This is a genomic window from Pseudomonas sp. CAM1A (assembly GCF_047501685.1).
Classification (GTDB): domain Bacteria; phylum Pseudomonadota; class Gammaproteobacteria; order Pseudomonadales; family Pseudomonadaceae; genus Aquipseudomonas.
Genome location: NZ_JBFNXP010000008.1, coordinates 1 through 24,316, shown reverse-complemented (window position 1 = coordinate 24,316; position 24,316 = coordinate 1). Strand labels below are relative to the sequence as shown.

General features: G+C 64.2%; 23 protein-coding genes, 3 tRNA genes and 1 rRNA gene. 4 read left to right on the top strand and 23 right to left on the bottom strand.

From position 1 onward, the window contains the following. Positions 1-14 precede the first annotated feature (14 nt). The 8 genes from ABZO33_RS17695 to rluD all read right to left on the bottom strand — a co-directional run bounded on the left by ABZO33_RS17695 (position 15) and on the right by rluD (position 7,174). On the bottom strand, positions 15-1,340 hold the full coding sequence (locus ABZO33_RS17695; RefSeq protein WP_414537068.1) for a S8 family serine peptidase: 1,326 nt from the start codon (positions 1,338-1,340) through the stop codon (positions 15-17). A 108-nt stretch (positions 1,341-1,448) separates the two neighbouring features. After that, positions 1,449-1,985: a dihydrofolate reductase family protein gene (locus ABZO33_RS17690; RefSeq protein ID WP_414537067.1), complete on the bottom strand. Its 537-nt coding sequence runs from the start codon at positions 1,983-1,985 to the stop codon at positions 1,449-1,451. A gap of 103 nt (positions 1,986-2,088) precedes the next feature. Beyond that, a tRNA-Lys gene (locus ABZO33_RS17685) sits at positions 2,089-2,164 on the bottom strand. A gap of 6 nt (positions 2,165-2,170) precedes the next feature. Beyond that, positions 2,171-2,247, bottom strand: a tRNA-Pro gene (locus ABZO33_RS17680). A gap of 4 nt (positions 2,248-2,251) precedes the next feature. After that, positions 2,252-2,327, bottom strand: a tRNA-Asn gene (locus ABZO33_RS17675). Between the two features lie 457 nt (positions 2,328-2,784). Next, a complete protein-coding gene (clpB, locus tag ABZO33_RS17670) occupies positions 2,785-5,349 on the bottom strand; it encodes an ATP-dependent chaperone ClpB (protein ID WP_414537066.1) in 2,565 nt (854 codons plus the stop codon). A 125-nt stretch (positions 5,350-5,474) separates the two neighbouring features. Further along, positions 5,475-6,215, bottom strand: a complete 741-nt coding sequence (gene pgeF, locus ABZO33_RS17665) for a peptidoglycan editing factor PgeF (protein ID WP_414537065.1) — start codon at positions 6,213-6,215, stop codon at positions 5,475-5,477. Next, complete coding sequence (rluD, locus tag ABZO33_RS17660; RefSeq protein WP_414537064.1) at positions 6,212-7,174, bottom strand: 23S rRNA pseudouridine(1911/1915/1917) synthase RluD; 963 nt, start codon at positions 7,172-7,174, stop codon at positions 6,212-6,214. Before rluD ends, pgeF begins: the two co-directional genes overlap by 4 nt. Positions 7,175-7,323: 149 nt before the next feature. On the opposite strand from rluD, the gene ABZO33_RS17655 reads away from it, so the two are divergent. Then, positions 7,324-8,343: an outer membrane protein assembly factor BamD gene (locus tag ABZO33_RS17655; RefSeq protein ID WP_414537063.1), complete on the top strand. Its 1,020-nt coding sequence runs from the start codon at positions 7,324-7,326 to the stop codon at positions 8,341-8,343. Positions 8,344-8,437: 94 nt separating this feature from the next. Next, positions 8,438-8,668 (top strand): PP0621 family protein, encoded by a 231-nt coding sequence (locus ABZO33_RS17650; protein WP_023632576.1) that lies wholly within the window; start codon positions 8,438-8,440, stop codon positions 8,666-8,668. Between the two features lie 125 nt (positions 8,669-8,793). Here ABZO33_RS17650 and thiO read toward each other — a convergent pair whose 3' ends face one another. From thiO to pilV, 5 genes are read right to left on the bottom strand one after another with little or no spacing between them, the layout of a single operon-like run. Further along, positions 8,794-9,891, bottom strand: coding sequence for a glycine oxidase ThiO (gene thiO, locus ABZO33_RS17645; protein ID WP_414537062.1), 1,098 nt, complete (start codon positions 9,889-9,891; stop codon positions 8,794-8,796). A 53-nt stretch (positions 9,892-9,944) separates the two neighbouring features. Beyond that, positions 9,945-10,343, bottom strand: coding sequence for a type IV pilin protein (locus tag ABZO33_RS17640; RefSeq protein WP_414537061.1), 399 nt, complete (start codon positions 10,341-10,343; stop codon positions 9,945-9,947). A gap of 1 nt (position 10,344) precedes the next feature. Next, the gene (locus ABZO33_RS17635) at positions 10,345-10,815 is read right to left on the bottom strand and encodes a hypothetical protein (RefSeq protein WP_414537060.1); all 471 of its coding nucleotides are present in this window, start codon (positions 10,813-10,815) and stop codon (positions 10,345-10,347) included. Next, a complete protein-coding gene (locus ABZO33_RS17630; RefSeq protein WP_414537059.1) occupies positions 10,812-11,447 on the bottom strand; it encodes a PilW family protein in 636 nt (211 codons plus the stop codon). Before ABZO33_RS17630 ends, ABZO33_RS17635 begins: the two co-directional genes overlap by 4 nt. Then, complete coding sequence (pilV, locus tag ABZO33_RS17625) at positions 11,444-11,803, bottom strand: type IV pilus modification protein PilV (RefSeq protein WP_414537058.1); 360 nt, start codon at positions 11,801-11,803, stop codon at positions 11,444-11,446. Before pilV ends, ABZO33_RS17630 begins: the two co-directional genes overlap by 4 nt. Before the next feature lie 138 nt (positions 11,804-11,941). Between pilV and ABZO33_RS17620 the strand changes: the two genes are divergently transcribed. Beyond that, positions 11,942-12,391: a GspH/FimT family pseudopilin gene (locus tag ABZO33_RS17620; protein WP_414537057.1), complete on the top strand. Its 450-nt coding sequence runs from the start codon at positions 11,942-11,944 to the stop codon at positions 12,389-12,391. A 1-nt stretch (position 12,392) separates the two neighbouring features. Here ABZO33_RS17620 and ispH read toward each other — a convergent pair whose 3' ends face one another. From ispH to murJ, 6 genes are all read right to left on the bottom strand, one after another. Next, complete coding sequence (gene ispH, locus ABZO33_RS17615) at positions 12,393-13,340, bottom strand: 4-hydroxy-3-methylbut-2-enyl diphosphate reductase (protein ID WP_414537056.1); 948 nt, start codon at positions 13,338-13,340, stop codon at positions 12,393-12,395. A gap of 14 nt (positions 13,341-13,354) precedes the next feature. Continuing rightward, positions 13,355-13,792: an FKBP-type peptidyl-prolyl cis-trans isomerase gene (gene fkpB, locus ABZO33_RS17610; protein ID WP_330104937.1), complete on the bottom strand. Its 438-nt coding sequence runs from the start codon at positions 13,790-13,792 to the stop codon at positions 13,355-13,357. Continuing rightward, positions 13,785-14,300 carry a signal peptidase II gene (gene lspA, locus ABZO33_RS17605; protein WP_414537055.1) on the bottom strand — a complete coding sequence of 172 codons (516 nt, stop codon included), beginning with the start codon at positions 14,298-14,300 and terminating at the stop codon, positions 13,785-13,787. Before lspA ends, fkpB begins: the two co-directional genes overlap by 8 nt. After that, positions 14,293-17,124 carry an isoleucine--tRNA ligase gene (ileS, locus tag ABZO33_RS17600; RefSeq protein ID WP_414537054.1) on the bottom strand — a complete coding sequence of 944 codons (2,832 nt, stop codon included), beginning with the start codon at positions 17,122-17,124 and terminating at the stop codon, positions 14,293-14,295. Before ileS ends, lspA begins: the two co-directional genes overlap by 8 nt. Further along, positions 17,121-18,071 (bottom strand): bifunctional riboflavin kinase/FAD synthetase, encoded by a 951-nt coding sequence (gene ribF / locus ABZO33_RS17595; RefSeq protein WP_367857922.1) that lies wholly within the window; start codon positions 18,069-18,071, stop codon positions 17,121-17,123. Before ribF ends, ileS begins: the two co-directional genes overlap by 4 nt. A 118-nt stretch (positions 18,072-18,189) precedes the next feature. Next, positions 18,190-19,728 carry a murein biosynthesis integral membrane protein MurJ gene (gene murJ / locus ABZO33_RS17590; protein ID WP_414537053.1) on the bottom strand — a complete coding sequence of 513 codons (1,539 nt, stop codon included), beginning with the start codon at positions 19,726-19,728 and terminating at the stop codon, positions 18,190-18,192. 249 nt (positions 19,729-19,977) lie between these two features. On the opposite strand from murJ, the gene rpsT reads away from it, so the two are divergent. Continuing rightward, complete coding sequence (rpsT, locus tag ABZO33_RS17585) at positions 19,978-20,256, top strand: 30S ribosomal protein S20 (RefSeq protein ID WP_023533220.1); 279 nt, start codon at positions 19,978-19,980, stop codon at positions 20,254-20,256. Between the two features lie 161 nt (positions 20,257-20,417). Here the strand turns inward: rpsT and ABZO33_RS17580 are convergent, their stop codons facing one another. The 4 genes from ABZO33_RS17580 to rrf all read right to left on the bottom strand — a co-directional run bounded on the left by ABZO33_RS17580 (position 20,418) and on the right by rrf (position 24,306). Continuing rightward, positions 20,418-22,718: an MlaD family protein gene (locus tag ABZO33_RS17580; RefSeq protein ID WP_414537051.1), complete on the bottom strand. Its 2,301-nt coding sequence runs from the start codon at positions 22,716-22,718 to the stop codon at positions 20,418-20,420. Then, on the bottom strand, positions 22,711-23,334 hold the full coding sequence (locus ABZO33_RS17575) for a paraquat-inducible protein A (RefSeq protein WP_414537050.1): 624 nt from the start codon (positions 23,332-23,334) through the stop codon (positions 22,711-22,713). Before ABZO33_RS17575 ends, ABZO33_RS17580 begins: the two co-directional genes overlap by 8 nt. Continuing rightward, the gene (locus tag ABZO33_RS17570; RefSeq protein WP_414537049.1) at positions 23,321-23,980 is read right to left on the bottom strand and encodes a paraquat-inducible protein A; all 660 of its coding nucleotides are present in this window, start codon (positions 23,978-23,980) and stop codon (positions 23,321-23,323) included. Before ABZO33_RS17570 ends, ABZO33_RS17575 begins: the two co-directional genes overlap by 14 nt. Before the next feature lie 215 nt (positions 23,981-24,195). Then, positions 24,196-24,306, bottom strand: a 5S ribosomal RNA gene (rrf, locus tag ABZO33_RS17565). Positions 24,307-24,316: the final 10 nt, after the last annotated feature.

Here is a 24,316-nt window from a genome sequence, read left to right as displayed (position 1 = left end):
ATCACGCTGGCGGCTCATGCCAGGTTTATCCGACCAGCGCCTACGACGTTCACTGGCAATGCCATGCTCGTCACCGCGCTCAGGATGGCCTTGCGCATGGCCGGCCCCGAGGTGCTCAGATTCTTCAGCCGACGGTGCTGGAGAACAAGGGCAGCCACGCCCGCAACAATCGGTGTGGCCATGGAAGTACCACTCAAACGACCAAACAGGTCGGAGCGCGACGCCCCCTGGGCAAGAGACCCGTCAGGCATCCGAGGCGCAGGGATCGTGGACATGATATTGACCCCGGGCGCCACCAAGTCGGGCTTCTCCAGCCCGTAGGCCGTGGGCCCCCGGCTTGAAAATTCCGCCGGGAGGAACGTGCGCTTGGTGATCGCTCCCACGGTGATGGCCGAGCGTGAATGGCCAGGGCACGCCACCTCGGTATCGAATGCACTGCCATACCCCATTCTGCGCAGCGCCTCGGCCCGCATATGCTCGTTGCCTGCCGCAACACAGACAATCGCCCCGAACATTGACGCATTGTCCACCGCAGTGCACAACGGGCAGTGGCCATCGGCGCAGGCCCATCCATGCCCACCGTCCGCCCAGGCCGGGAGATGGTTGAAGCCCAGGCTCATCGAGATGATATCTGCCTGCCGGTCCAGGGCGGCATCCACCCCTTGAAGTATGGAGGTATGCTGGCCACTGCCATCCTGCCTCAGCACCTTCACGTTGATCAGTTCCACATCGGGAGCGATCCCCCGGTAGATCGGATCACGCGAGGCAATGCTGCCCGCGCAATGGGTGCCGTGATACCCGGGAATGAGGTAGTCCTCACCACAGGTGGAGACGGAATCCGCCACGGCCAGGAAAGGATGTCGCATATCGATTCCCGAATCCAGCACCGCAACCCTCACCCCGGCCCCGGTCAGCGGGCCATGCTGATTCCTGAAGTTGTCGAGCCCTACATCGATCGTGGCGTCGTCCATCAGTGTCGGATTGACGACCGGGTCGAGCTCGATCAAGTCAACTTCGGTCAACTGCGCAATGTCTTTCAGGCGCTCGGGCTTGAACGCGGCTGCCAGCGAGCCGGCCAGGTACAAGGAGCGGGCCTTGCCTCCGCTTACTGCATCCTTGAAGGGAGACACCTCATGATCGAACCGTTCCTTGAATTCAAGCCAGCTCTCGCCGGCGCGTGCCTTTTTTGCGTTCATCTTCACGACAACCGGCAACCGGCCTGATTCGGCGGCCCCGCCTACATGCGCAGCGAGTAGCTGCATCTCCTGCGACTGCGAATCCTGAGTACTGCTTTCAATCCGGCTGAGCACATTGCGTAGCAGTGGTCCTAGCTTGGCCATGACAAATATCCTTATGGGCACGGTGGTGAGAAAGCAAAAAGCCATCAATTACCACAATAGCGAAGATCAGCTATTGCCCCCAGGCAAGTCCACCGGTCGAACGCTCGCTCAACGCACCACGCGATATGTGCTCTGCACGAACCCGCTCTCGTAGCTGGTCGTCCTCATGTGCTGCAACAGCACATCCTTCGCCAATTCACCGAACAACGGTATCCCCTGCCCCAGCAGCACGGGAATGCGGGTGATGGTCAGTTCATCCACCAGCCCCTCGCGCAAGAACCCCTGAATCAGCTTGCCGCCATCCAGGTACAGGCTCTTTGCGCCCGTGGCCTGCAGGTGCTCGAGCAACGCCGGGATCGGCCCCGGGTGCAGCTCGACGCGCTCTGATACCCCTCTGGGCAGCGCCTCGAGGGTATTGCTGACCACCACCACCCGCGTATCAGGGTACGGCCACTCGCCAAAGGTCATGCCCTTGTCGAAAGTGCCGCGCCCCATCACCAGCGTATCGACACCCGCCATGAACCCGGCATAACCATGGTCGTCAGCGGACTGGGTGGCGCCCATCAACCAGTCGAGGCCGCCGTCTTCGCGGGCGATGTAGCCATCCAGGCTGGTGGCGATGAAAACACTGGCTTTAAGTGGCATGCGCGGGCGCTCCTGCGGGCTGAGGCCACAGGGTAGCAAAGGGCGGGGGAATAAATCGTGGGCAAAAGAAAAAGGGCATCTCAGTCGAGATGCCCTTTTTACATGGTGGGTCGTGTAGGATTCGAACCTACGACCAATTGGTTAAAAGCCAACTGCTCTACCAACTGAGCTAACGACCCGGAAAATGGTCGGGGTGAGGGGATTCGAACTCCTGACATCCTGCTCCCAAAGCAGGCGCGCTACCGGACTGCGCTACACCCCGAGATTGGCTCCGCGACCTGGACTCGAACCAGGGACCCAATGATTAACAGTCATTTGCTCTACCGACTGAGCTATCGCGGAACTGAACTTCGGTACATCTTTACTGCTTCGAAGCCTGTGTTAGCTTCGAACTCTTTAGCTGCTTCGCTTTCGCGTTGTCGCTGCTGAGGCCGGCTATTCTACATTCTTCGTTTTGCTTGTCAACCACTTTTTTTCATTCAACTTACTGATTTCTAAGTTGTTTTGCGATCTCCGATGTTGCTGGTGATTCGCTCAGTGCCTGACAGCGGGGCGAATATTAGGGGCACTCCGAATTTTGTGCAAGCACTTTTTTCAAAATTTTCAGCAAGTTAGCTTGGAAGCCGGAAAATCAGGGGTTTGCGCTGCCTGTACTGGCCTTATCGCGGGGCAAGCCCGCTCCCACACATAGGATACCTGGAGGCACCAATCAGCGTGGGAGCGGGCTTGCCCCGCGATGGCGTCGGGACAACCCACATAAAAAAGCCCCGCTTTCGCGGGGCTCTTCGTTTACTGCAGGTCAGCCAAAGACGATCTCGTCGCCTTCCACCTTCGCGGTGATCGCCGCACCCGGCAGGAACTCGCCCGCCAGAATCAACTGCGCCAGCGGGTTCTCGATCCAGCGCTGGATCGCACGCTTCAATGGCCGTGCGCCATACACCGGGTCGTAACCGACGGCGATCAGCTTGTCCAACGCCTCCGGGCTCAGGCTCAGCGACAGCTCGCGCTCGGCCAGGCGACCACGCAGGCGGCCGAGCTGGATCTCGGTGATACCGGCGATCTGCTCGCGGCCCAACGGTTCGAACACCACCACTTCGTCGATCCGGTTGATGAACTCCGGACGGAAGTGCGCGCCCACCGCATCCATCACCGCCGCACGCTGTGCCTCGCGGTCACCGGCCAGTTCCTGGATCTGCGCCGAGCCCAGGTTGGAGGTCATCACGATCACGGTGTTGCGGAAGTCCACGGTGCGGCCGTGGCTGTCGGTCAGGCGGCCATCTTCCAGCACCTGCAGCAGCACGTTGAACACGTCCGGGTGGGCTTTCTCCACCTCGTCGAGCAGCACCACCGAGTACGGCTTGCGGCGCACGGCCTCGGTCAGGTAGCCGCCCTCTTCATAACCCACGTAGCCTGGCGGGGCACCGATCAGCCGCGCCACGGAGTGTTTCTCCATGAACTCGGACATGTCGATGCGCACCATGGCCTCTTCGGTATCAAAGAGGAACTCGGCCAACGCCTTGCACAGCTCGGTCTTGCCCACGCCGGTCGGGCCGAGGAACAGGAACGAGCCGCTCGGGCGGTTCGGGTCGGACAACCCGGCGCGGGAACGGCGCACGGCGTTGGCCACCGCGGTCACCGCCTCGTCCTGGCCGATCACCCGTTCGTGCAGCAGGCTTTCCATCTTCAGCAGCTTCTCACGCTCGCCTTCGAGCATCTTCGCCACCGGAATGCCGGTCCACTTGGACACCACTTCGGCAATCTCTTCCTCGGTGACCTTATTGCGCAGCAGCTGGTTCTCGGTCTTGCCGTGCTGGTCGACCATCTGCAGGCTGCGCTCCAGATCCGGGATCACCCCGTACTGCAGCTCGGCCATGCGGCTGAGGTCACCCTTGCGGCGGGCGGCTTCCAGCTCCTGGCGGGCCTGCTCGATCTTCTGCTGGATCTGCGCCGAGCCTTGTACCTCGGCTTTTTCCGAAGCCCAGATTTCTTCGAGGTCGGAGTACTCGCGCTCCAGGCGCTCGATTTCCTCGGTCAGTTTTTCCAGGCGCTTCTTCGCCGCTTCGTCTTCTTCCTTCTTCAGCGCCTGGGATTCCACCTTCAGCTGGATCAGGCGACGGTCGAGGCGGTCGAGCACTTCCGGCTTGGAGTCGATCTCCATGCGGATGCGGCTGGCGGCTTCGTCGATCAGGTCGATGGCCTTGTCCGGCAGCTGGCGGTCAGTGATGTAGCGGTGGCTGAGCTTGGCCGCGGCGATGATCGCACCGTCGGTGATGGCCACCTTGTGGTGCACTTCATAGCGTTCTTTCAGGCCGCGCAGGATGGCAATGGTGTCTTCCTCGCTCGGCTCCTCGACCAGCACCTTCTGGAAGCGGCGCTCCAGCGCGGCGTCCTTCTCGATGAACTGGCGGTATTCATTGAGCGTGGTGGCGCCGACGCAGTGCAGCTCGCCACGGGCCAGGGCCGGCTTGAGCATGTTGCCGGCGTCCATGGCGCCCTCGCCCTTGCCGGCGCCGACCATGGTGTGCAGTTCGTCGATGAACAGGATGATCTGGCCTTCCTGTTTGCTCAGCTCGTTGAGCAGGCCTTTGAGGCGCTCTTCGAACTCGCCGCGGTACTTGGCGCCGGCAATCAGCGCGCCCATGTCCAGCGCCAGCAGGCGCTTGCCTTTGAGGCCGTCGGGCACTTCGCCGTTAATGATGCGCTGGGCCAGGCCTTCGGCGATGGCGGTCTTGCCCACGCCTGGCTCGCCGATCAGCACCGGGTTGTTCTTGGTCCGGCGTTGCAGCACCTGGATGGTGCGGCGGATCTCGTCGTCACGGCCGATCACCGGGTCGAGCTTGCCTTCCTCGGCGCGCTTGGTCAGGTCGACGGTGTACTTGTCCAGGGCCTGGCGCGATTCCTCGGCGTTGGCGTCGTTCACCGCCGCGCCGCCGCGCAGGTTGTTGATGGCGTTTTCCAGGGCCTTCTTGCTCACGCCCTGGCCGAGCAGCAGCTTGCCGACCTTGCTGTTCTCGTCCATGGCGGCGAGCAGCACCAGCTCGCTGGAGATGAACTGGTCGCCCTTTTGCTGGGCCAGGCGGTCGGCCTGGTTGAGCAGGCGCGCCAGGTCCTGGGACATGTTCACGTCGCCGGTGGGGTTCTGGATTTTCGGCAGCTGGTCGAGCTCTTTGGTCAGCGCCTTGCGCAGGCTGTTGACGTCGAAGCCGACCTGCATCAGCAGCGGCTTGATCGAGCCGCCCTGCTGGTCGATCAGCGCCTGCAGCAGGTGCAGGGGCTCGATGGCCGGGTGGTCCATGCCCACGGCCAGGGATTGGGAATCGGATAACGCGAGTTGCAGCTTGCTGGTCAGTCGGTCTATTCGCATGGGGGATACCTTCCTTTAAAGGGCAGGCGGAGCGATGGACAGCACCTGTAATGATGAACCTGCCTGAGATGACCAATAGATAAGGGTGATTCTGGAAGATTCAAGCGTAGCGGGGTTGACCGGGGTCAGCGCGGCTGCAACCAGACCAGCGAAGCGAAGCGCCCACCCTGCGGGGTGCGGCGATAGGAGAAGAACCGCGCATCGCTGACGGTACACAAGCCACCACCATAAACGGCAGTCACCCCACGCGCCGCCAGGCGAATCCGCGCCAGCTGGTAGATATCGGCCATCAGCTTGCCAGGGCGCTCGCCGTCGACGAACGCCGCAGCTGCCTCGGGATGCACGGCGGTAAAGGCATCGCGCACTTCCATACCCACCTCGAACGCCTGCGGCCCGATGGCCGGGCCCAGCCACACCAGCACCTCTTCAGGTGGCAGGGCCAGACGATCGAGGGTGGCTTCCAGCACGCCACCGGCCAGCCCGCGCCAGCCGGCATGGGCGGCGGCCACGCGGGTGCCAGCACGGTCGCAGAACAGCGCTGGCAGGCAATCGGCGGTCATCACGGTGCAGGCGATGCCCGGCTGGTCGGTCCAGCTGGCATCGGCCTCGGCGACCACGGCGGGGTCGGCATCGGCCACCACCAGCCCGTGCACCTGTTTGAGCCAGGCGGGCTGGATGGCGAATTCTTCGCTGAGGCGACGACGGTTCTCGGCAACCGCAGCGGGGTCATCGCCCACATGGTCGCCAAGATTGAAGGATTCGTAGGGCGGCAGGCTGACGCCGCCCTCGCGGGTGGTGACACAGGCGCGTACCGAGGCCGGGGCCGGCCAGTCGGGAATGATCAGCGCCTGCGTCAGGCCACTCATCCGATAAAGCTCTCGCGGTCATCGTTGAGCAGCGACAGCAGCCAGAGGAAGTCGTCCGGCAGCGGCGAGGCCCATTCCATGCGCTCACCGGTGCTCGGGTGATCCAGGGCCAGGAAGCGGGCGTGCAGGGCCTGGCGCGGGAAGTTCTTCACCGCCTCGACCATGGCCACGCTGGCGGCCGGCGGAATGCGGAAGCGCACGCCGTAGGTCTGGTCGCCGACCAGCGGATAACCGACATGCGCCATGTGCACGCGGATCTGGTGGGTGCGACCGGTTTCCAGCTTGACCCGCACATGGGTGTGCGAGCGGAAGCGCTTGAGCACACGGTAGTGGCTGACCGCCGGCTTGCCGCCGTCGGTCACCGCCATGCGCTGGCGCTCGCCGCCGTGGCGGCCGATCGGGGCGTCGATCTTGCCGCCGGCGATCACCACGCCAACCACGATGCACTCGTAGATGCGGCTGACCGAGCGCTTCTGCAGTTGATCGACCAGGTTGGTCTGCGCCTGCAGGGTCTTGGCCACCACCATCAGGCCCGTGGTGTCCTTGTCCAGACGGTGCACGATGCCGGCGCGCGGCACGTTGACGATGTCCGGCACATGGTGCAGGAGGGCATTGAGCAGGGTGCCATCGGGGTGGCCGGCCGCCGGGTGGACTACCAGCCCGGCCGGCTTGTTGATCACCAGGATCTGGTCGTCTTCATAGACGATGTCCAGCTCGATGTCCTGAGCCACCCATTCGCCCTGGGCCTCCTGCTCGGCCTCGAGGGCCAGGATGGAGCCGGTGTGGACGGTGTCGCGCGGCCGCAGCACCGCGCCATCGACGGTCAGGCGGCCATCTTTGATCCACGAGGACAGGCGCGAACGCGAGTACTCGGCGAACAATTGGGCGGCGACCTGGTCGAGGCGTTGGCCGCCCAGTTCGGACGGGACCTCTGCGCTAAGTTGAATGATCTCGGACATGCTCGAATCGACGGGCGTTCAGCCTTTGGTTTCGGCTGCGCGCTTGTGGTTAAATACGGCTTCTTTTGCCCCGGGGTTTGGCCGGGGGCGCTCATCATAACAGGACGGCACCGCCCAAGACAGCGGCCGTCAAAGGGACGCAAGCCGCCATGCAAGTGAAACACCTGCTGCTGATCGCCATCCTCGGGCTCACCGCTGCCTGTTCCTCGAACAAGGAAGTCATTGACGAGAACCTCAGCGAGGCCGAGCTGTACCAGCAGGCGCAGGCCGACCTGGACAACTCCAGCTATACCAGCGCCGTGAACAAGCTCAAGGCCCTGGAGTCGCGCTACCCGTTCGGCCGCTACGCCGACCAGGCCCAGCTCGAGCTGATCTACGCCAACTACAAGAACTCCGAGCCCGAGGCCGCCAAGTCGGCTGCCGAGCGCTTCATCCGCCTGCACCCGCAGCACCCGAACGTCGACTACGCCTACTACCTCAAGGGCCTGACCTCGTTCGACCAGGACCGCGGCCTGCTGGCGCGCTTCCTGCCGCTGGACATGACCAAGCGCGACCCGGGCGCCGCCCGCGACTCGTACAACGAGTTCGCCCAGCTGACCAGCCGCTTCCCCAACAGCCGCTACGCCCCGGACGCCAAGCAGCGCATGATCTACCTGCGCAACCTGCTGGCCGCCTACGAAATCCACGTGGCCAACTACTACCTGAGCCGCGAGGCCTATGTGGCCGCCGCCAACCGTGGCCGCTACGTGGTAGAGAACTTCCAGGAAACCCCATCGGTGGGCGATGGCCTGGCGGTGATGGTCGAGTCGTACCAGCGCATGCACCTGGACGAGCTGGCCGCCACCAGCCTCGAGACCCTCCAGCTCAACTACCCGCAGCACCCGAGCCTGGTCGATGGCCAGTTCGTCACCAAGGTCGACGAAAACGGCAACCGCTCGTGGCTGTCCAAGGCCACCTTGGGCCTGATCGAAACCAAGACTCCGCTGCCGCCGGGCGAGACTCGCGCCAACCAGGACGTGGTCAAGCAGTTCCAGGACGCCCGCTCCGAGATGCCCGCAGAGCTGCTGCCCAAGGACGAGAACGGCGACCCGATCCTGCCGGAAGGTCCGAAAGAAGCCGAGAAGGACCGCAGCTGGTTCAGCTACATGACCTTCGGTCTGTTCGACTGATACGTCGCATGCGCAGAAAGGGAGGCCCGAGGCCTCCCTTTTTTATTGGCCGCGTCCTAGACTGTCGCCTTCTTCATTCGACAAGCTGGACACCATGGTTCGCCTACTTTTCTGGATCGCCCTGATCGCCGCCGCGTTCTGGCTGTGGCGCAAGTTCAAGACCAGTCAGCAATCGCCTGCCGAACCACGCCTGCAGGACCCGCTGCAGATGGTGCGCTGCGCCCATTGCGGCGTACACCTGCCCAATGACCGGGCGTTGCAGCTGGGCAAGGAGTGGTATTGCAGCCAGCAGCATCTGGAGCAAGGGCCGGGGCAACAGCGTTAAGTTGCGTTTGTGGGAGCGGGCTTGCCCCGCGATAAGATCAGCCCAAGCCATAGACATGGCACGGGCCGCGCCCGTGATCGCGGGGCAAGCCCGCTCCCACGCCCCGTCGTCATCACTGTTGTATCTCAGCCCAGACGCCCCTCAGGCGCATACGGCGCCGGATCAATGATCGGCGCACGCCCCAGCAGCAGGTCGCTGAACAGCTGGCAAGACGCCGGCGCCAGCACCAGCCCGTTGCGGTAATGGCCGCAGTTCAGCCACAACCCCTCATATCCGGGCACCGCGCCAATGTAAGGGATGCCTTCCGGCGACCCAGGGCGCAGGCCAGCCCAGTGCCCCACCACCTCGGCATCTGCCAGCGCCGGCAACAACTCCACCGCCGAAGCCTTCAGACTCTCAAGCGCATCACCGGTCGGGGTCTTGTCGTAGCCGGCATGCTCCAGGGTGCTGCCGACCAGGATATGCCCGTCGCGGCGCGGGATCGCGTAGCGGCCCTTGGCCAGGACCATGCTCGGCAGGAAATCCTCACCGCACTTGAACAGGATCATCTGCCCTTTCACCGGCTCCACCGGCAGGCTCAGGCCCAGTGTCTGCAGCAGATCGCCGCTCCAGGCACCGGCACTGAGCACCACTTCGTCGGCAGCCAGCACGCCCTGCTCGGTACGCACCCCGGCAACACGCCCGCCTTCATGGACGAAACCGCTGATCTGGCAATGCTCGCGCAGGGTCACGTTGGACAGCGCCAGCAGCGCGGCCTTGAGCGACTTCACCAGGCGCGGGTTGCGTACGTTGGCCACGCCCGCCATGTAGATGGCATGGCGGTAGCCTGGCCCGAGCACCGGCACCGCGTCGTAGGCAGCCGAGATATCCACGGCGCTGAGCGGCCGCTGCTCACGGGCCGCCCAGGCCAGGGCCTCGGCTTCGTCGTCCAGATCCAGCCAGTACAGCCCGGTGGTGTGGACCTGCGGATCGATGCCGGTGCTGGCGAACAGACGCTCGCCCAGCTGTGGATAGAAGTCCTGCGACCAATGCGCCAGCGCCGTTACGGCCGGGCTATAGCGCCAGGGGTACAACGGCGAGACGATGCCGCCACCGGCCCAGGACGACTCACGCCCTACCTCACCCTGGTCGCACACCACCACCTGGTCGACATCCGCGGCCAGGTTCAACGCCGTCAGCAGGCCGATGACGCCACCGCCGACAATCACTACTTGCTTGCTCATCGTTCGATCCAACACCTGAAGTAATTCCACGGTGCACGCGCACCTTTTGATCTTCAGCTTCCCCAGCACGTCTGCTCGTCTGCGCTGCCGCCCGGATTGTCACGCACGCCAGCGTGATCGAGGCGGAAGTCGCCACAGCGGTCGCCGGCCATGAACGTCTGCGTCACACGGCGGGCAAGCAGTGTGAAAGCGACTTCGTCGCGCTGTGCCTGCAGATGGTAGTAGCGGCTGCCAGCCGGCAATAGCGTGACAAGCTGCTCGCTGTCGGCATAGCCGCCGACATACGCGCGATGCTGTTCCAGGCGCAACGCTGCGTCCTGCAGCAGCCCGACCACCTCGCTGCGCGCGGCACGGCGTAGCTGGTCGCTGTAACTGGGGTAGGCAATGGCTGCCAGCATGCCGATCAGCGCCACGACAATCAATAATTCGATCAGACCAAGCCCGCGCTGCATGTCAGCCCTCCTCCAGGCGCTGACGCCAGCTGATGCGTCCGATATTGCCCTGCCCGTCCACGGCATAGACCGCTTCCAGGAACTGCCGGCCGCGCACCTGGCGGCTCAGCGCCGTGATCCGCACGAGGTCGACCCGCAGATCCCGCGGCAGGCCAACGGCGCGGCGTGTCTGCCCCAGGTGCTGGAGCAGGACATGCCCACTGTCGGTGGTTCGCCACGGCGCGGCAGGCGATGCCGTCGGCAGCTCAGGCGGCAGGCAGTCAAGGCACAGCGCAGGCAACCCGCCTTGCAGCAATGCGGCCCCTTCCACCAGGCTGGCTTCGGCCTGTTCGAAAGCTTGCGCCCTGCGCCATTGTTCGCCGACCTGCCGCGCCTGCAGCAAGGCTTCGCGCGTGCCCAGCGCGGTCAGCAGGCCAAGCAGCAGGCTGAGGCTCAGGGCCAGCAACAGCACCACGCCACGCTGGCGGCTCATGCGTCATCCCCAGGATTGCGCACGGCCACGCTCAGTGCATGGCGCTGCTCCAGCCGATGTTCGCGATCCTGCATGAGCAACTCGATATCGACGCGACCGTCGCCCTGGCGCACCCGCAGGGCCCGGACATTGTCGACCAGGCTGGCATGCTGGGCGTTGCTGGTGAACATCAGGCTGCCATTGCGCACGCGGTAGGTAACCCGGCGCACCGGCAAGGCCAGCAGGGCATCGCCAGGCACATGCTGCCCACGCAGGACCTGCGCCCAACTGCGACAGTCAGTGAGCACGGTCCAGTCCGGCGCACCGAGCAATCCCGGCAGCTCGGCGCCTACCAGCGTGAGGCTGTCCGTGTTGGCCTCGATCGGCCTGGCGAACGCTAGCGCAGCCTGCGGATCGGCGAAGTCCGCCGCTTCCAGGCGCAGGCAGCCGAACATGCCCGCCATGCGGATATCCTCGGCCAGCCGCTGCAGGACCAGGCGCGCATCGTCCTGCAGCCTCGCCGCCGCACCGTGCAGCCGCCACGCCTGATAGGCCTGGCCGAACAACTGGCTCGCCGCCACCAGCAACAACGCCCCCAAGGCCACGGCCAGCAACACCTCGACCAGCCCGGCACCTGCTTGCCCGAGTTTCATGGCAGCACCCTGCCCTGCAACTGCAAGGCCGGGCGCCCCTCAGCCTGGGCCGGCCAGTTCACCTGCAGCTCCAGCATGCCGGCGTGGCGCCTGATTCGCCCTTGCGCCGAGGTGCCGAGCACCTGGGTGACCCGCGAGCGCCAGGCACTCTCCTCCCCCGCTTCGAGCGTGCCGCTGGCCCTCACCCGCTCGAGCATGCCCTGGGCCAGCTGCAACGCCTGACCGTCACGCCGGGCGCTCTCGACCGCCTGCATGCCGCGCACCTGCAAGGCCGCCGCGGCGAACACCCCAAGCGCCAGCACCGCCATCGCCAGCAGCACCTCCAGCAATGTCATCCCGCCCTCCTTCGCCCACATCGTCACCCTCCTGGGATCTTTCCTCGCCGTCTGCCCGAACCGGCTGACTGGCGCCGCGCGCGGCCAGGCCGGAAGCTACAGCGAAGCACTTCCAGGGAGGAATGCACGGTGAGGCAACAAGGCGTAACACTGCTACAAATGATGTGCGCACTGACGATTGGCAGCCTGCTGACACACTTGGGGATAACGGCCTACGCCAGGCTCGGCGAAACCCTGCAACTGGCCGCAGTGGCCCGGGAACTGGCGCAGACACTGCGCGCTGCGCGTAACCAGGCCGCGCTGCAACAGCTGGCGCTGAAGGTGCATCCATTGGAAGGTGACTGGGGCAAGGGTTGGCGTGTGTCGCAGGAGCACGACGGCCAGGTGTTGCGCGAGCATCGCCTGGCCAGGCCGGTGAAGGTGGTGGCCAGTTCCACGCGGGAGGTGCGTTTCAGCAAGCGTGGTGCACCGATAGGGGAAGGCTTTGTCGGCATCACGCTGGACATCTGCCAGCGCAGCGGGCCTGGCAGCCAGCATCAGGTGGTGCTGAGCCCCAGTGGCCGGGTCAGCCTGCGCAGCGACGAGGGCCGCCGCTGTGCAGGTGACTGAGTCAGATCAGTGAGCGAACCCGCAGTTCCTTGGGCATCGAGAAGGTGATGTTCTCTTCGCGGCCGTCGAGCTCTTCGGCGCCGGTGGCGCCCCAGGCCTTGAGCTGCTCGATCACGCCACGCACCAGCACCTCGGGCGCCGAGGCACCGGCGGTGATACCGATGCGCTGGGCACCGTCGAACCAGCTGCGTTGCAGGTCCTCGGCACCGTCGATCAGGTAGGCCGGCGTGCTCATCCGCTCGGCCAACTCGCGCAGGCGGTTGGAGTTGGAACTGTTGGGGCTGCCGACCACCAGCACCACGTCACACTCGTCGGCCAGTTGCTTGACGGCGTCCTGGCGGTTTTGCGTGGCGTAGCAGATGTCGTCCTTGCGCGGGCCGCCGATGTTCGGGAAGCGCGCGCGCAGGGCGTCGATCACCCGGCTGGTGTCGTCCATCGACAAGGTGGTCTGGGTGACGAAGGCCAGGTGGTCCGGGTCGTTCACCTGCAGCTGGGCAACATCGTCCTCGTCCTCGACCAGGTAGATGGCGCCGCCGTTGCTGGCGTCGTACTGGCCCATGGTGCCTTCGACTTCCGGGTGCCCTTCGTGGCCGATGAGGATGGTCTCACGGCCGTCGCGGCTGTACTTGGCAACTTCGATATGCACCTTGGTCACCAGCGGGCAGGTGGCGTCGAACACCTTCAGGCCACGGCCGGCGGCTTCCTGGCGCACGGCCTGGGAAACGCCATGGGCACTGAAGATGACGATGACGTCGTCCGGCACCTGGTCCAGCTCTTCGACGAACACCGCGCCACGGTTGCGCAGGTCTTCGACCACGAACTTGTTGTGCACCACTTCGTGGCGCACGTAGATCGGCGGGCCGAAGACTTCCAGGGCGCGGTTGACGATCTCGATCGCCCGGTCGACCCCGGCGCAGAAACCGCGCGGGTTGGCGAGTTTGATTTGCATGCTCGGCTCCAGGCTCACACGGCCTTCACGTCGAGGATCTGCACCTCGAAGTTCAGGGTCTTGCCAGCCAGTGGATGGTTGAAATCGATGGTCACCTGGTTGTCGTCGAACGCTTTGACCACACCCGGCAGCTCGGTGTTGGCGGCGTCGTTGAAGATCACCAGCAGGCCTTCGGACAGCTCCATGCCTTCGAACTGCGAGCGCGGCATCACCTGCACGTTCTGCGGGTTGTGCTGGCCGAAGGCGTTCTCCGGGGCGATGCTCAGCTTGCGCTGGTCACCGGCCTTGAAGCCGAACAGGGCGTTCTCGAAACCCGGCAGCAGGTTGCCGTCGCCGACCTTGAACACCGCCGGGGCCTTGTCGAAGGTGCTGTCGACGGTGTCGCCGTTTTCCAGGTGCAGCGCGAAGTGCAGGGTGACTTCGGTGTTCTGGCCGATACGGGTCTCAGTCATGGACGGCTTCCTCGGACTTCTTGCTCTTGAACATATCCAGCGCCAGCATCACCGCGCCCACGGTAATGGCGCTGTCGGCCAGGTTGAAGGCCGGGAAGTAGTGGCGGTTCTGCCAGTGCACCAGGATGAAGTCGACCACATGGCCAAGCACCACGCGGTCGTACAGGTTGCCCAATGCACCGCCCAGCACCAAGGCCAGGGCCACAGCCAGCCAGGTCTCGTTGCGCCCCAGGCGCTTGAGCCAGACCACCAGCACGGCGCTGACCGCCACGGCGATCAACGCGAACAGCCAGCGCTGCCAGCCGGAGCTGTCGGCCAGGAAGCTGAACGCCGCGCCGGTGTTGTAGGCCAGGGTCCAGCTGAAGTAGTCGGGGATGACCACGATCTGCTGGTACAGGCTCAGCGCGCCCTCGAAGTAGACCTTGGTGGCCTGGTCGAGGACCAGCACCAGCAGGCTCAGCCAGAGCCAGGCAAGGCGCCCGAAGCGCCCCGCGGAAGCATTAGGCATAGTGGCGCACCTCACCGGAACCGCTCAGGTTGTCGACGCAACGGGCACAGATTTCCGGATGCTCCGGGTGGCTGCCCACATCGGCGCGGAAGTGCCAGCAACGACCACACTTGGCATGGCCGGACTTGACCACTTTCAGCTTGAGGCCTTCGACTTCGGTTGTCACGGCATCGGCCGGCGCCTGGACGAACGGCACCACGCTGGCCGCCGAGGTGATCAGCACGAAGCGCAGCTCGTCGCCGAGCTTGTTCAGGTCGGCGGTCAGGCCTTCTTCGGCGAACAGGGTGACCTCGGCCTGCAGGTTGCCGCCGATGACCTTGGCGGTACGCTGGTTCTCCAGCTCCTTGTTGACCGCTGCCTTGACTGCCATCACGCGGTCCCAGTAGGCGCGGTCCAGCTCAGCGTCGGCCGGCAGTTCCGTCAGGCCCTGGTACCAGGTGTTGAGCATCACCGACTCGTTGCGCTCGCCCGGCAGGTACTGCCAGATCTCGTCAGCGGTGAACGCCAGGATCGGCGCGATCCAGCGCACCAGCGCCTCGCTGATGTGGTACAGCGCGGTCTGGCAGGAGCGGCGGGCGACACTGTTGGCGCCGGTGGTGTACTGGCGGTCCTTGATGATGTCGAGGTAGAAGCCACCGAGCTCCTGCACGCAGAAGTTGTGGATCTTCGAGTAGACGTTCCAGAACCGGTACTCGCTGTAGTGCTCTTCCAGTTCACGCTGCAGCAGCAGGGTGCGGTCGACCGCCCAACGGTCCAGGGCCAGCATGTCGTCGGCCGGCAGCAGGTCGCGGGCCGGATCGAAGCCGGACAGGTTGGAGAGCAGGAAGCGCGCGGTGTTGCGGATGCGGCGGTAGGCGTCGGCGCTGCGCTGCAGGATCTGCTCGGAAACGGCCATCTCACCGGAGTAGTCGGTGGCGGACACCCACAGACGCAGGATGTCGGCACCCAGGGTGTTGTTGACCTTTTCCGGCTCGATGGTGTTGCCCAGCGACTTGGACATCTTGCGGCCGTTCTCGTCCACGGTGAAGCCGTGGGTCAGCAGCTCGCGGTAAGGCGCGTGGTTGTCGATGGCGCAGCCGGTCAGCAAGGAAGAGTGGAACCAGCCGCGGTGCTGGTCGGAGCCTTCCAGGTACAGGTCGGCGCGCGGGCCGGTGGCGTGGCCGATATCGTGGGAGCCGCGCAGCACGTGCCAGTGGGTGGTGCCGGAGTCGAACCACACATCGAGGGTGTCGGTGATCTTGTCGTACTGGCCGGCTTCATCGCCCAGCAGTTCGGCGGCGTCCAGCTTGAACCAGGCCTCGATGCCTTGCTGTTCGACGCGCTTGGCCACTTCGTCCATCAGCTCGACGGTGCGCGGGTGCAGCTCACCGGTCTGCTTGTTAAGGAAGAACGGGATCGGCACGCCCCAATTGCGCTGACGCGAGATGCACCAGTCCGGACGGTTGGCGATCATCGAGTGCAGGCGCGCCTGGCCCCAGGCCGGAACGAACTTGGTCTCTTCGATGGCCTTGAGCGAGCGCTCGCGCAGGTTGTCGCCGCTGGTGGGCTGCTTGTCCATGCCGACGAACCACTGCGCGGTGGCGCGGTAGATCAGCGGGGTCTTGTGGCGCCAGCAGTGCATGTAGCTGTGGCTGATGGTCTCGGTGTGCATCAGCGCACCGACTTCGCTGAGCTTGTCGACGATGGCCGGGTTGGCCTTCCAGATGAACTGGCCGCCAAAGAATGGCAGCGACTCGACGTACACGCCGTTGCTCTGCACCGGGGTGAGGATGTCGTCGTTGACCATGCCGTAGCGCTTGCAGGTAACGAAGTCGTCTTCACCGTAGGCGGGCGAGGAATGCACCACGCCGGTACCGGCGCCCAGCTCGACGTATTCGGCCAGGTAGATCGGCGACAGGCGATCGTAGAACGGGTGACGGAAGTTGATCAGCTCGAGGGCCGAACCCGGGGCGGTGGCGATGACCGAACCTTCCAGCGCATAACGCTTCAGGCACGACTCGACCAGCTCTTCGGCCAGCACCAGCAGGCGCTCGCCGGTATCGACCAGGGCGTAGGTGAAGTCCGGGTGGATGTTCAGCGCCTGGTTGGCCGGGATGGTCCACGGGGTGGTGGTCCAGATCACGATGGCGGCGGGCTTGGCCAGCGCGGCCAGGCCGAAGGCAGCGGCCAGCTTGGCCTCGTCGGCGACCGGGAAGGCGACGTCGATGGTCTGGGATTTCTTGTCGGCATACTCGACTTCGGCTTCGGCCAGGGCCGAACCGCAATCGAAGCACCAGTTCACAGGCTTCAGGCCCTTGAACACGAAGCCTTGCTTGACCATCTCGGCCAGGGCGCGGATCTCGCCGGCTTCGTTGGCGAAGTTCATGGTCTTGTACGGGTTGTCCCAGTCACCCAGCACGCCCAGGCGGATGAACTCGGTCTTCTGCCCCTCGATCTGCTCGGCGGCGTACTCGCGGCACAGCTCGCGGGTGCGGTCGGCGGTCAGGTGCTTGCCGTGGGTGACCTCGACCTTGTGCTCGATCGGCAGGCCGTGGCAGTCCCAGCCCGGTACGTACGGGGCGTCGAAGCCCGACAGGGTCTTGGAGCGGACAATCATGTCCTTGAGAATCTTGTTCAGCGCATGACCGATATGGATCTTGCCGTTGGCATAGGGCGGGCCGTCGTGCAGGACGAACTTCGGACGATCCTTGCCAATTTCGCGCAGCTTCTGGTACAGGCCAATGCTGTCCCAGCGCTGCAGGATCTGCGGTTCGCGCTGAGGCAGGCCGGCCTTCATGGGGAAGGCGGTGTCCGGAAGGTTAAGCGTGGCTTTGTAGTCGGTCATTTCAGGCTCTTCGTTAGCGGTTGAGCGTGCCAGTGGGCACGTGCGGCGGCGATGTCCGCGTCGATCGCCGACTTCAGCGCCTCCAGGGAGGCGAAACGCTGCTCTTCACGCAGCTTGTGGTGGAATTCCACCGTCAGGCGCCGGCCATAGAGGTCACCGGCGTAGTCCAGGAGATGAATCTCCAGGTGAGGACGCCCGTCACCGGCGACGGTGGGGCGTACTCCGATATTGCCGACACCCGGCCACTGCTGGCCGTCGATCTCGATGCTGGCCAGGTAGACCCCGGACAGCGGCACGCGACGGCGCTTGAGCTGGATGTTGGCGGTAGGTGTGCCGAGCTGGCGGGCCAGCTTCTGGCCATGCAGCACGCGGCCGGTAATACGGTACGGGCGGCCCAGCAGGTGTTCGGCCAGTTCGAAGTTGCCCTCGGCCAGGGCCTTGCGCACTTCGGTGCTGCTGACCCGCAGGCCGTCCTGGATGACGGTGTTGGCCGCCTCGACGCTGAAGCCATGGCGCTTGCCGGCTTCGGTGAGGAAGGCGAAATCACCGGCGCGGTCGCAGCCGAAGCGGAAGTCGTCGCCCACTTCGAGGTGGCGCACGCCCAGGCCATCGACCAGCACCGCCTTGACGAACTGCTCGGCGCTGAGCTGGCTCAGGCGCTGGTTGAACGACAGGCACAGCACCCGGTCGATGCCCTCGCCGGCCAGCAGCTCGACCTTGTCACGCAGGCGTGCCAGGCGGGCAGGCGCGGTATCCGGGGCGAAATATTCGCGAGGCTGTGGCTCGAAGATCACCACGCAAGTGGGCAGGCCGAGTTCCTGGCCACGTTCGCGCAGGCGTGCGAGGATCGCCTGGTGGCCGCGGTGGACCCCGTCGAAGTTGCCAATGGTGGCGACACAGCCCCGGTGCTCGGGGCGCAGGTTGTGAAGACCTCGAACCAGCTGCATAACGCGCTTCTTGCTCATAAAGTGGCCGATTATAACCACACCCGGGCGCTGGTGACAGGCAGCAGCGCCACCCTGGAGTGTGGAATGCGAAAAACCGACGCCTGACCCTTTTCGCGCCTCAGTGCAACGCCTTGCGGGCGAAGTGCCGTGGGCGGAAACCACACAGGTACAGGCAACCGAAATAGGTCACCACGCCAGCGACGATCAGGGCGCCCAGGCGCACGAAGCGCTCGAGCATATTGCCCTGCTCCCAGGCCGGCATGTGGTGCATGCCCAGCAACAGCACGCCCGACATCAGCGCCACTGCCAGCACCAGCTTGAGCAGGAACATTGTCCAGCCCGGTTGCGGCTGGAACAGTTGCTGGCTGCGCAGCTTCCAGTACAGCAGGCCGGCGTTCAGGCAGGCGCCCAGGCTGATCGCCAGGGCCAGCCCGGCATGGGCCAGCGGGCCGATCAGGGCCAGGTTGAGCAGCTGGGTGCACACCAGGGTGAAGACCGCGATCTTCACCGGTGTGCGGATATTCTGCTGCGCATAGAAGCCAGGTGCCAGCACCTTGACCAGGATGATCGCCAACAGCCCCACCGAATACGCGACCAGCGCGCGTTGGGTCATCGCCGCGTCGAAGGCGCTGAACTTGCCGTACTGGAACAGCGCCACGGTCAGCGGTTCGGCGAGGATGCCCAGGGCCAGGGTGCAGGGCAGCACCAGCAGGAAACACAGGCGCAGGCCCCAGTCGAGGATCCGCGAATACTCCTCACGGTCCTGGTTGGCGTAGGTCTTGGCCAGGGTCGGCAGCAGGATGGTGCCCAGGGCCACCCCCAGCACGCCGGAAGGCAGCTCCATGAGGCGATCGGCGTAGTACATCCAGGACACCGAGCCGGCCACCAGGAAGGAGGCGAAGATGGTGTTGATGATCAGCGAGATCTGGCTCACCGATACCCCGAGGATCGCCGGCAGCATCTGCTTGAGCACGCGCCACACGCCGGTATCGCGCAGGTTCAGGCGCGGCAGCACGAGCATGCCGATCTTCTTCAGCGCCGGCAGCTGGTACAGCAGTTGCGCCAGGCCACCGGCCAGCACGCCCCAGGCCAGGGCCATGATCGGCGGGTCGAAATACGGTGTCAGCAGCACGGCAAAGGCGATCATCGCCACGTTGAGCAGCGTGGGGGTGAACGCCGGCACCGTGAAGCGGTTCCAGGTGTTGAGGATCGCGCCGACCAGCGACGACAGCGAGATCAGCAATATATAAGGAAAGGTCACCCGCAGCAGCGCGGTGGTCAGCTCGTACTTCTCGGTGCTGTCGACAAACCCCGGTGCCGTGGCCCAGACCACCCAGGGCGCGGCGAGGACGCCGATGACGGTGACCACGGCGAGGATCAGGGTCAGCAGGCCACTGACGTAGGCGACGAAGGTACGGGTGGCCTCCTCGCCCTGCTGGGTCTTGTACTCGGCGAGGATCGGCACGAAGGCTTGGGAGAACGCGCCTTCGGCGAAGATCCGCCGCAGCAGATTAGGCAGCTTGAAGGCGATGAAGAAGGCGTCGGTGGCGATGCCGGCGCCGAACACCCGCGCCAGGATGGTATCGCGCACGAAGCCGAGCACCCGGGAAATCATGGTGATGGAGCTGACCGCAGCCAGGGATTTGAGCAGATTCATCGAAAAGTTTCACGCCAGGGGCAGAGGACGCTGCAGACGGCGTCCGAATGTGCGATACTCCCGCGCCTTCGCAGGGGAGCCAAAAATTCCCGAGTTTACAGGTCGTGCGACAGAAAGGAATATTTCCCTCCTGTTGGCTCACCACTCGGCGGAACCTTGCAGGTGGCCTTGACATCCGATCGACTCATCGGCATGATTCGCGGCCTATTTTGTTTGCTATTTACCTAAAGTCTTTCGAGGAGCTCGACGGTGGCCAACTCACCTTCCGCCAAGAAACGTGCAAAACAGGCTGAGAAGCGTCGCAGCCACAACGCCAGCCTGCGTTCCATGGTCCGTACCTACATCAAGAATGTAGTCAAGGCCATCGACGCAAAAGACGCCGAAAAAGCGCAAGCCGCTTACGTTCTGGCTGTACCTGTAATCGACCGTATGGCCGACAAGGGTATCATCCACAAGAACAAAGCTGCTCGCCACAAAGGCCGTCTGAATGGCCACATCAAGGCACTGAAAGAAGCTGCAGCTGCCTAAGCGACGTTCTTGTCGAAAAAACCGACCCTAGGGTCGGTTTTTTTATGCCTGTGATTCAAGCCTGACAGCAGCTTCTGGCTTTGTATTGCGGGCATCCACCCTCGTTGGGTCCAGTACAAGTAACGTGGGAGCGGCGCAGCGCCGCTCCCGCAATCGCTATGTCACTTGCCGATCTGGATCTTCGGCGCCCACTGCATCCACTCATCCTCCGGCTTGTCGAACAGCGCAAAGGTCTGCTGCGGGCGTGCCGGGTTGCCCATCTGCTCGCCATCGGGCGTGGCGAAGGCAATCCCACCCTCGATCAAGGTCTCCACCGACTCGGTACGCACCGTGGCGCCCTTGAACAGGCCCCAGTCGAAGCCGAACCCGCTGCTGTTCCAGAAGCGGCTGCCGCCACGCACCAGCCCGGCGTAACGTGGCTCGATAAGGATGTGGATAAGTACCCGGTCGGCGGTCTGGCCCAGTTCGAAGCCGGTGACCTTGCCCACTGCGATCTCCCGGTAGGTGACCGGCACGCCCGGCTTGATCGAGCCACGGCGCGCCGCGCTCAAGGTCAGCGGCAGGCCGACCTCCTCGCCTTTGACCTCGGGGGCATCGCTCAAGGCAATGAAGTCTCGCTGCGGCCCTTTATCCTTGAGCGCTGGCAGCACCTCCAGGTATTGGCCGCCGATCAGCGTGTCGAGGTTCTGAGTACGCACCAGCCCCAAGGCAGGCTTGACCACCCAGAACTGCGTGCCGGTGCGGGCGATACGCTCGGCCGCCTGGGTAATCCGCGCACGGAGCAGGACCGCCTGCAGGTCGCCGGTCAGGTCGACGCTCTCGACGCTGCCCACGTCCAGGCCGCGGAAGCGGATCGGCGTGCCCGGTTTCAGGCCATCGGCGCGGTCCACGCGAATGGTGATCAGGGTACCGGCCCGGTTGGCCGCGTCCTGGCTTTCATGCAGGCGGAAACGCGGGATGCGACGCTTGAGCGGTACATCCGGTTTCGGCGTGTCGAAGGCGATACCACCGGCCATGAGCGTCTGCAGCGACTCGCTCTTGACCTGGATACCCGACAGGCCACCGGTCAGGGTGATGCCACTGGCATTCCAGAAGCGCGTGGATCCGTTGACCAGGTTGGCGTATTCCTTCTCGATGTGCACGCCGATCAGGATGCGCTTGCTGTTGCGGGCGAACTGGTAGCTCTGCACGCTGCCCACGCGTACCTGGCGGTACATCACCGGGCTGCCCACTTCCAGCGAGCCCAGGGTGTCGGCGAACAGCACCATGTGCAGGCCGGGCGCCTTCAGGTCCAGTGGTGGCGCCTTGGGGCGCGCCTCGAACTCGCGCAGGGGCTTGGCGCCTGGCTCGCCCGGGCGCACCGCAATGTAGTTACCCTTCACCAATGCCTCGAGGCCGGTGATCCCGGCAAGCGAGATCGACGGCTTGACCACCCAGAACTGCGTGCCTTCGACCAGGTAGTCCTCGGCCAGTGGGTCCAGGGTCAGCTCGGCCGTTGCGCTGGTAAGGTCACCTTCGACCTTGAGATCCTTGAGCGTGCCCACCTGGATGCCCTTGTACAGCACCGGTGTACGGCCCTTCTGCAAGCCTTCGAAGTCACTGAGCTTGACCTTGACGCGGATGCCGGCCTGGGCGGCGTCGAAGTCCTCGTATAAGCGGAACGGCAGGCTTGGATCGGTGGGCGGGCTGTCCTTGCGGTTCTCCGGCGTTGCAAAGGCGATGCCCCCGGCGACGATGCTCGACAGCGATTCAGTACGCACCTTCACCCCGGACAGGTCGGCATCGATGCTGACCCCGCTGGCGTTCCAGAAACGTGTGTGCTTGCGTACCAGGCTGGCATAGGCCGGCGCGATGAACACCTTGATCTCCACCGTGCCCTGATCCTCGGACAGCCGATAGCTCTTCACCCGACCGACCTGGATCTGCTTGTAGAAGATCGGGCTGTCGCGGTTGAGCGAGCCCAGTCGCTCGGCCTTGAGCGTCAGGTGCAAGCCAGGCTCGGCATCGGACAGTGGCGGTGCTTCCTTGAGCGCGGTAAAGCGCTTGGTTGGCTCACCTTCCCCTGGATCGACGGCGATGTAGTTACCTGAAACCAGTGTTTCCAGGCCCGAGATACCTGCCAGGCTGACGCTTGGCTTGACCAGCCAGAAGCGCGTGCCCTTGGTCAGGTGCGGGCCTGCTTCCTTGCGCATCTCGAGGGTGGCGACGACGCCACGGTTGTCCCCTTTGTCATCCAGCACCAGGGCGACCACCTTGCCCACCGACATGCCTTTGTAGATGACCTCGGTCTTGTTGGCGACGATGCCCTCGCCACTCTCGAAGCGCACCTGTATCTCGATGCCGGCATCCTTGTAGGCTTGCCAGGCCAGCCAGCCACCGATCGCCAAGGCAATCAGCGGCAGGATCCAGATGGCCGACCAGTTCGAAGCTGGGCGGGTTTTAGCCGTAGGCAGGTCACTCATGGTCGTCATCCGACTCCGTGTTGTCCCAGATCAGTCGGGGATCGAAAGTTAAAGCAGCGAGCATCGTCAGGATTACCACGGTGGCGAAGGCGACGGCGCCCAGGTTGGCTTCGACACTGGCGATGCGGCCGAAATTCACCACCGCCACGAGAATGGCGATGACGAAGATGTCCAGCATCGACCAGCGGCCGATGAACTCGATGAAGCGGTACATCAGGATGCGCTGCCGCGCCGAAAGCGGTTGGTGACGTTGCACCGAATAGAGCAGCAGGGCGATACCCACCAGCTTGAAGGTGGGCACCAGGATGCTGGCGATGAACACCACTGCGGCGATCGGCAACATGCCGTGCTTCATCAGGGTGATGACGCCAGACATGATGGTGTCCGGGCTGCCCTGCCCCAAGGCACTGACAGTCATGATAGGCAGCACGTTGGCCGGAATGTAGAGGATCATCGACGTGATCAGCAGTGCCCAGGTGCGCACGATGCTGTTGGGCCGCCGAGCGTGCACCACCGCACCACAGCGGGTGCAGGTCTGCGAGGTACTGCCAGGCTCCTGGCGGTTCAGCTCATGGCATTCATTGCAGACCAGGATGCCTGCATCAATCGCCCGCATGGACGTCCTCCCCCGACAAGGCCACCCAGATCTGGTGCGGCGACATGACCACCTCGAGCCAGACCTGCACCAGCAGCAGGCTGATGAAGCAGAACAGGCCCAGGCCGATGCTCAGCTCGGCCAGGTCGACCAGCTTGACGATGGCCACCAGCACGCCCATGAAGTAGACCTCGAGCATCCCCCACTCACGCAGGTGGTGGTAGATACGATAGATCAGCAGGCCATAGCTGCGGCCGATGTCGAGTCGGATACTCAACAGCACCATCAGCTGACACAGCAGCTTGAGCAGCGGAATGGCCATGCTGCACAGGAACACGACCACGGCGACGCCGCGCATCCCTGAATTGTACAGGCCGAGCACGCCGCTCCAGACCGTGTCATCGGAGGTCTGGCCGAGCAGGTGCAACTGCATGATCGGCAGGAAGTTGGCCGGCACGTACAGCAGCAGGGCCGTCAGCACCAGGGCGAGGCTGCGGCTGACCAGGTTGTGGCGATGGGCATACAGCTCGTAGCCGCAACGAGGGCACTGCGCCTTTTCGTCAGTCTGCAGCGAGACTTTGCGCATCAGCAGGTCGCACTCGTGGCAAGCCACCAGTTCATCCAGCGGCAGCTGCGCGAGCGCTTCGGGTTCGACAGGGTTAGGCATAAAGGGGTTCTGAATGGATGCGTCGGCTCTATTCTAGTGTTCCGACTCGAATTGTGGGAGATGGCCAGTATGAGGAACTGCATCGGTGTTCGAGTCACGCTTTCCGTGAGCACGGCACATCGCGGGGCAAGCCCGCTCCCACGCCAGATTTCTTTTCAGGACAGAAAAGACAAAACCCCTACCTGCTCACGCAGATAGGGGTTTTGCGAAATGAATCTTGACGATGACCTACTCTCACATGGGGAAACCCCACACTACCATCGGCGATGCATCGTTTCACTGCTGAGTTCGGGATGGGATCAGGTGGTTCCAATGATGGGATCAGGTGGTTCCAAT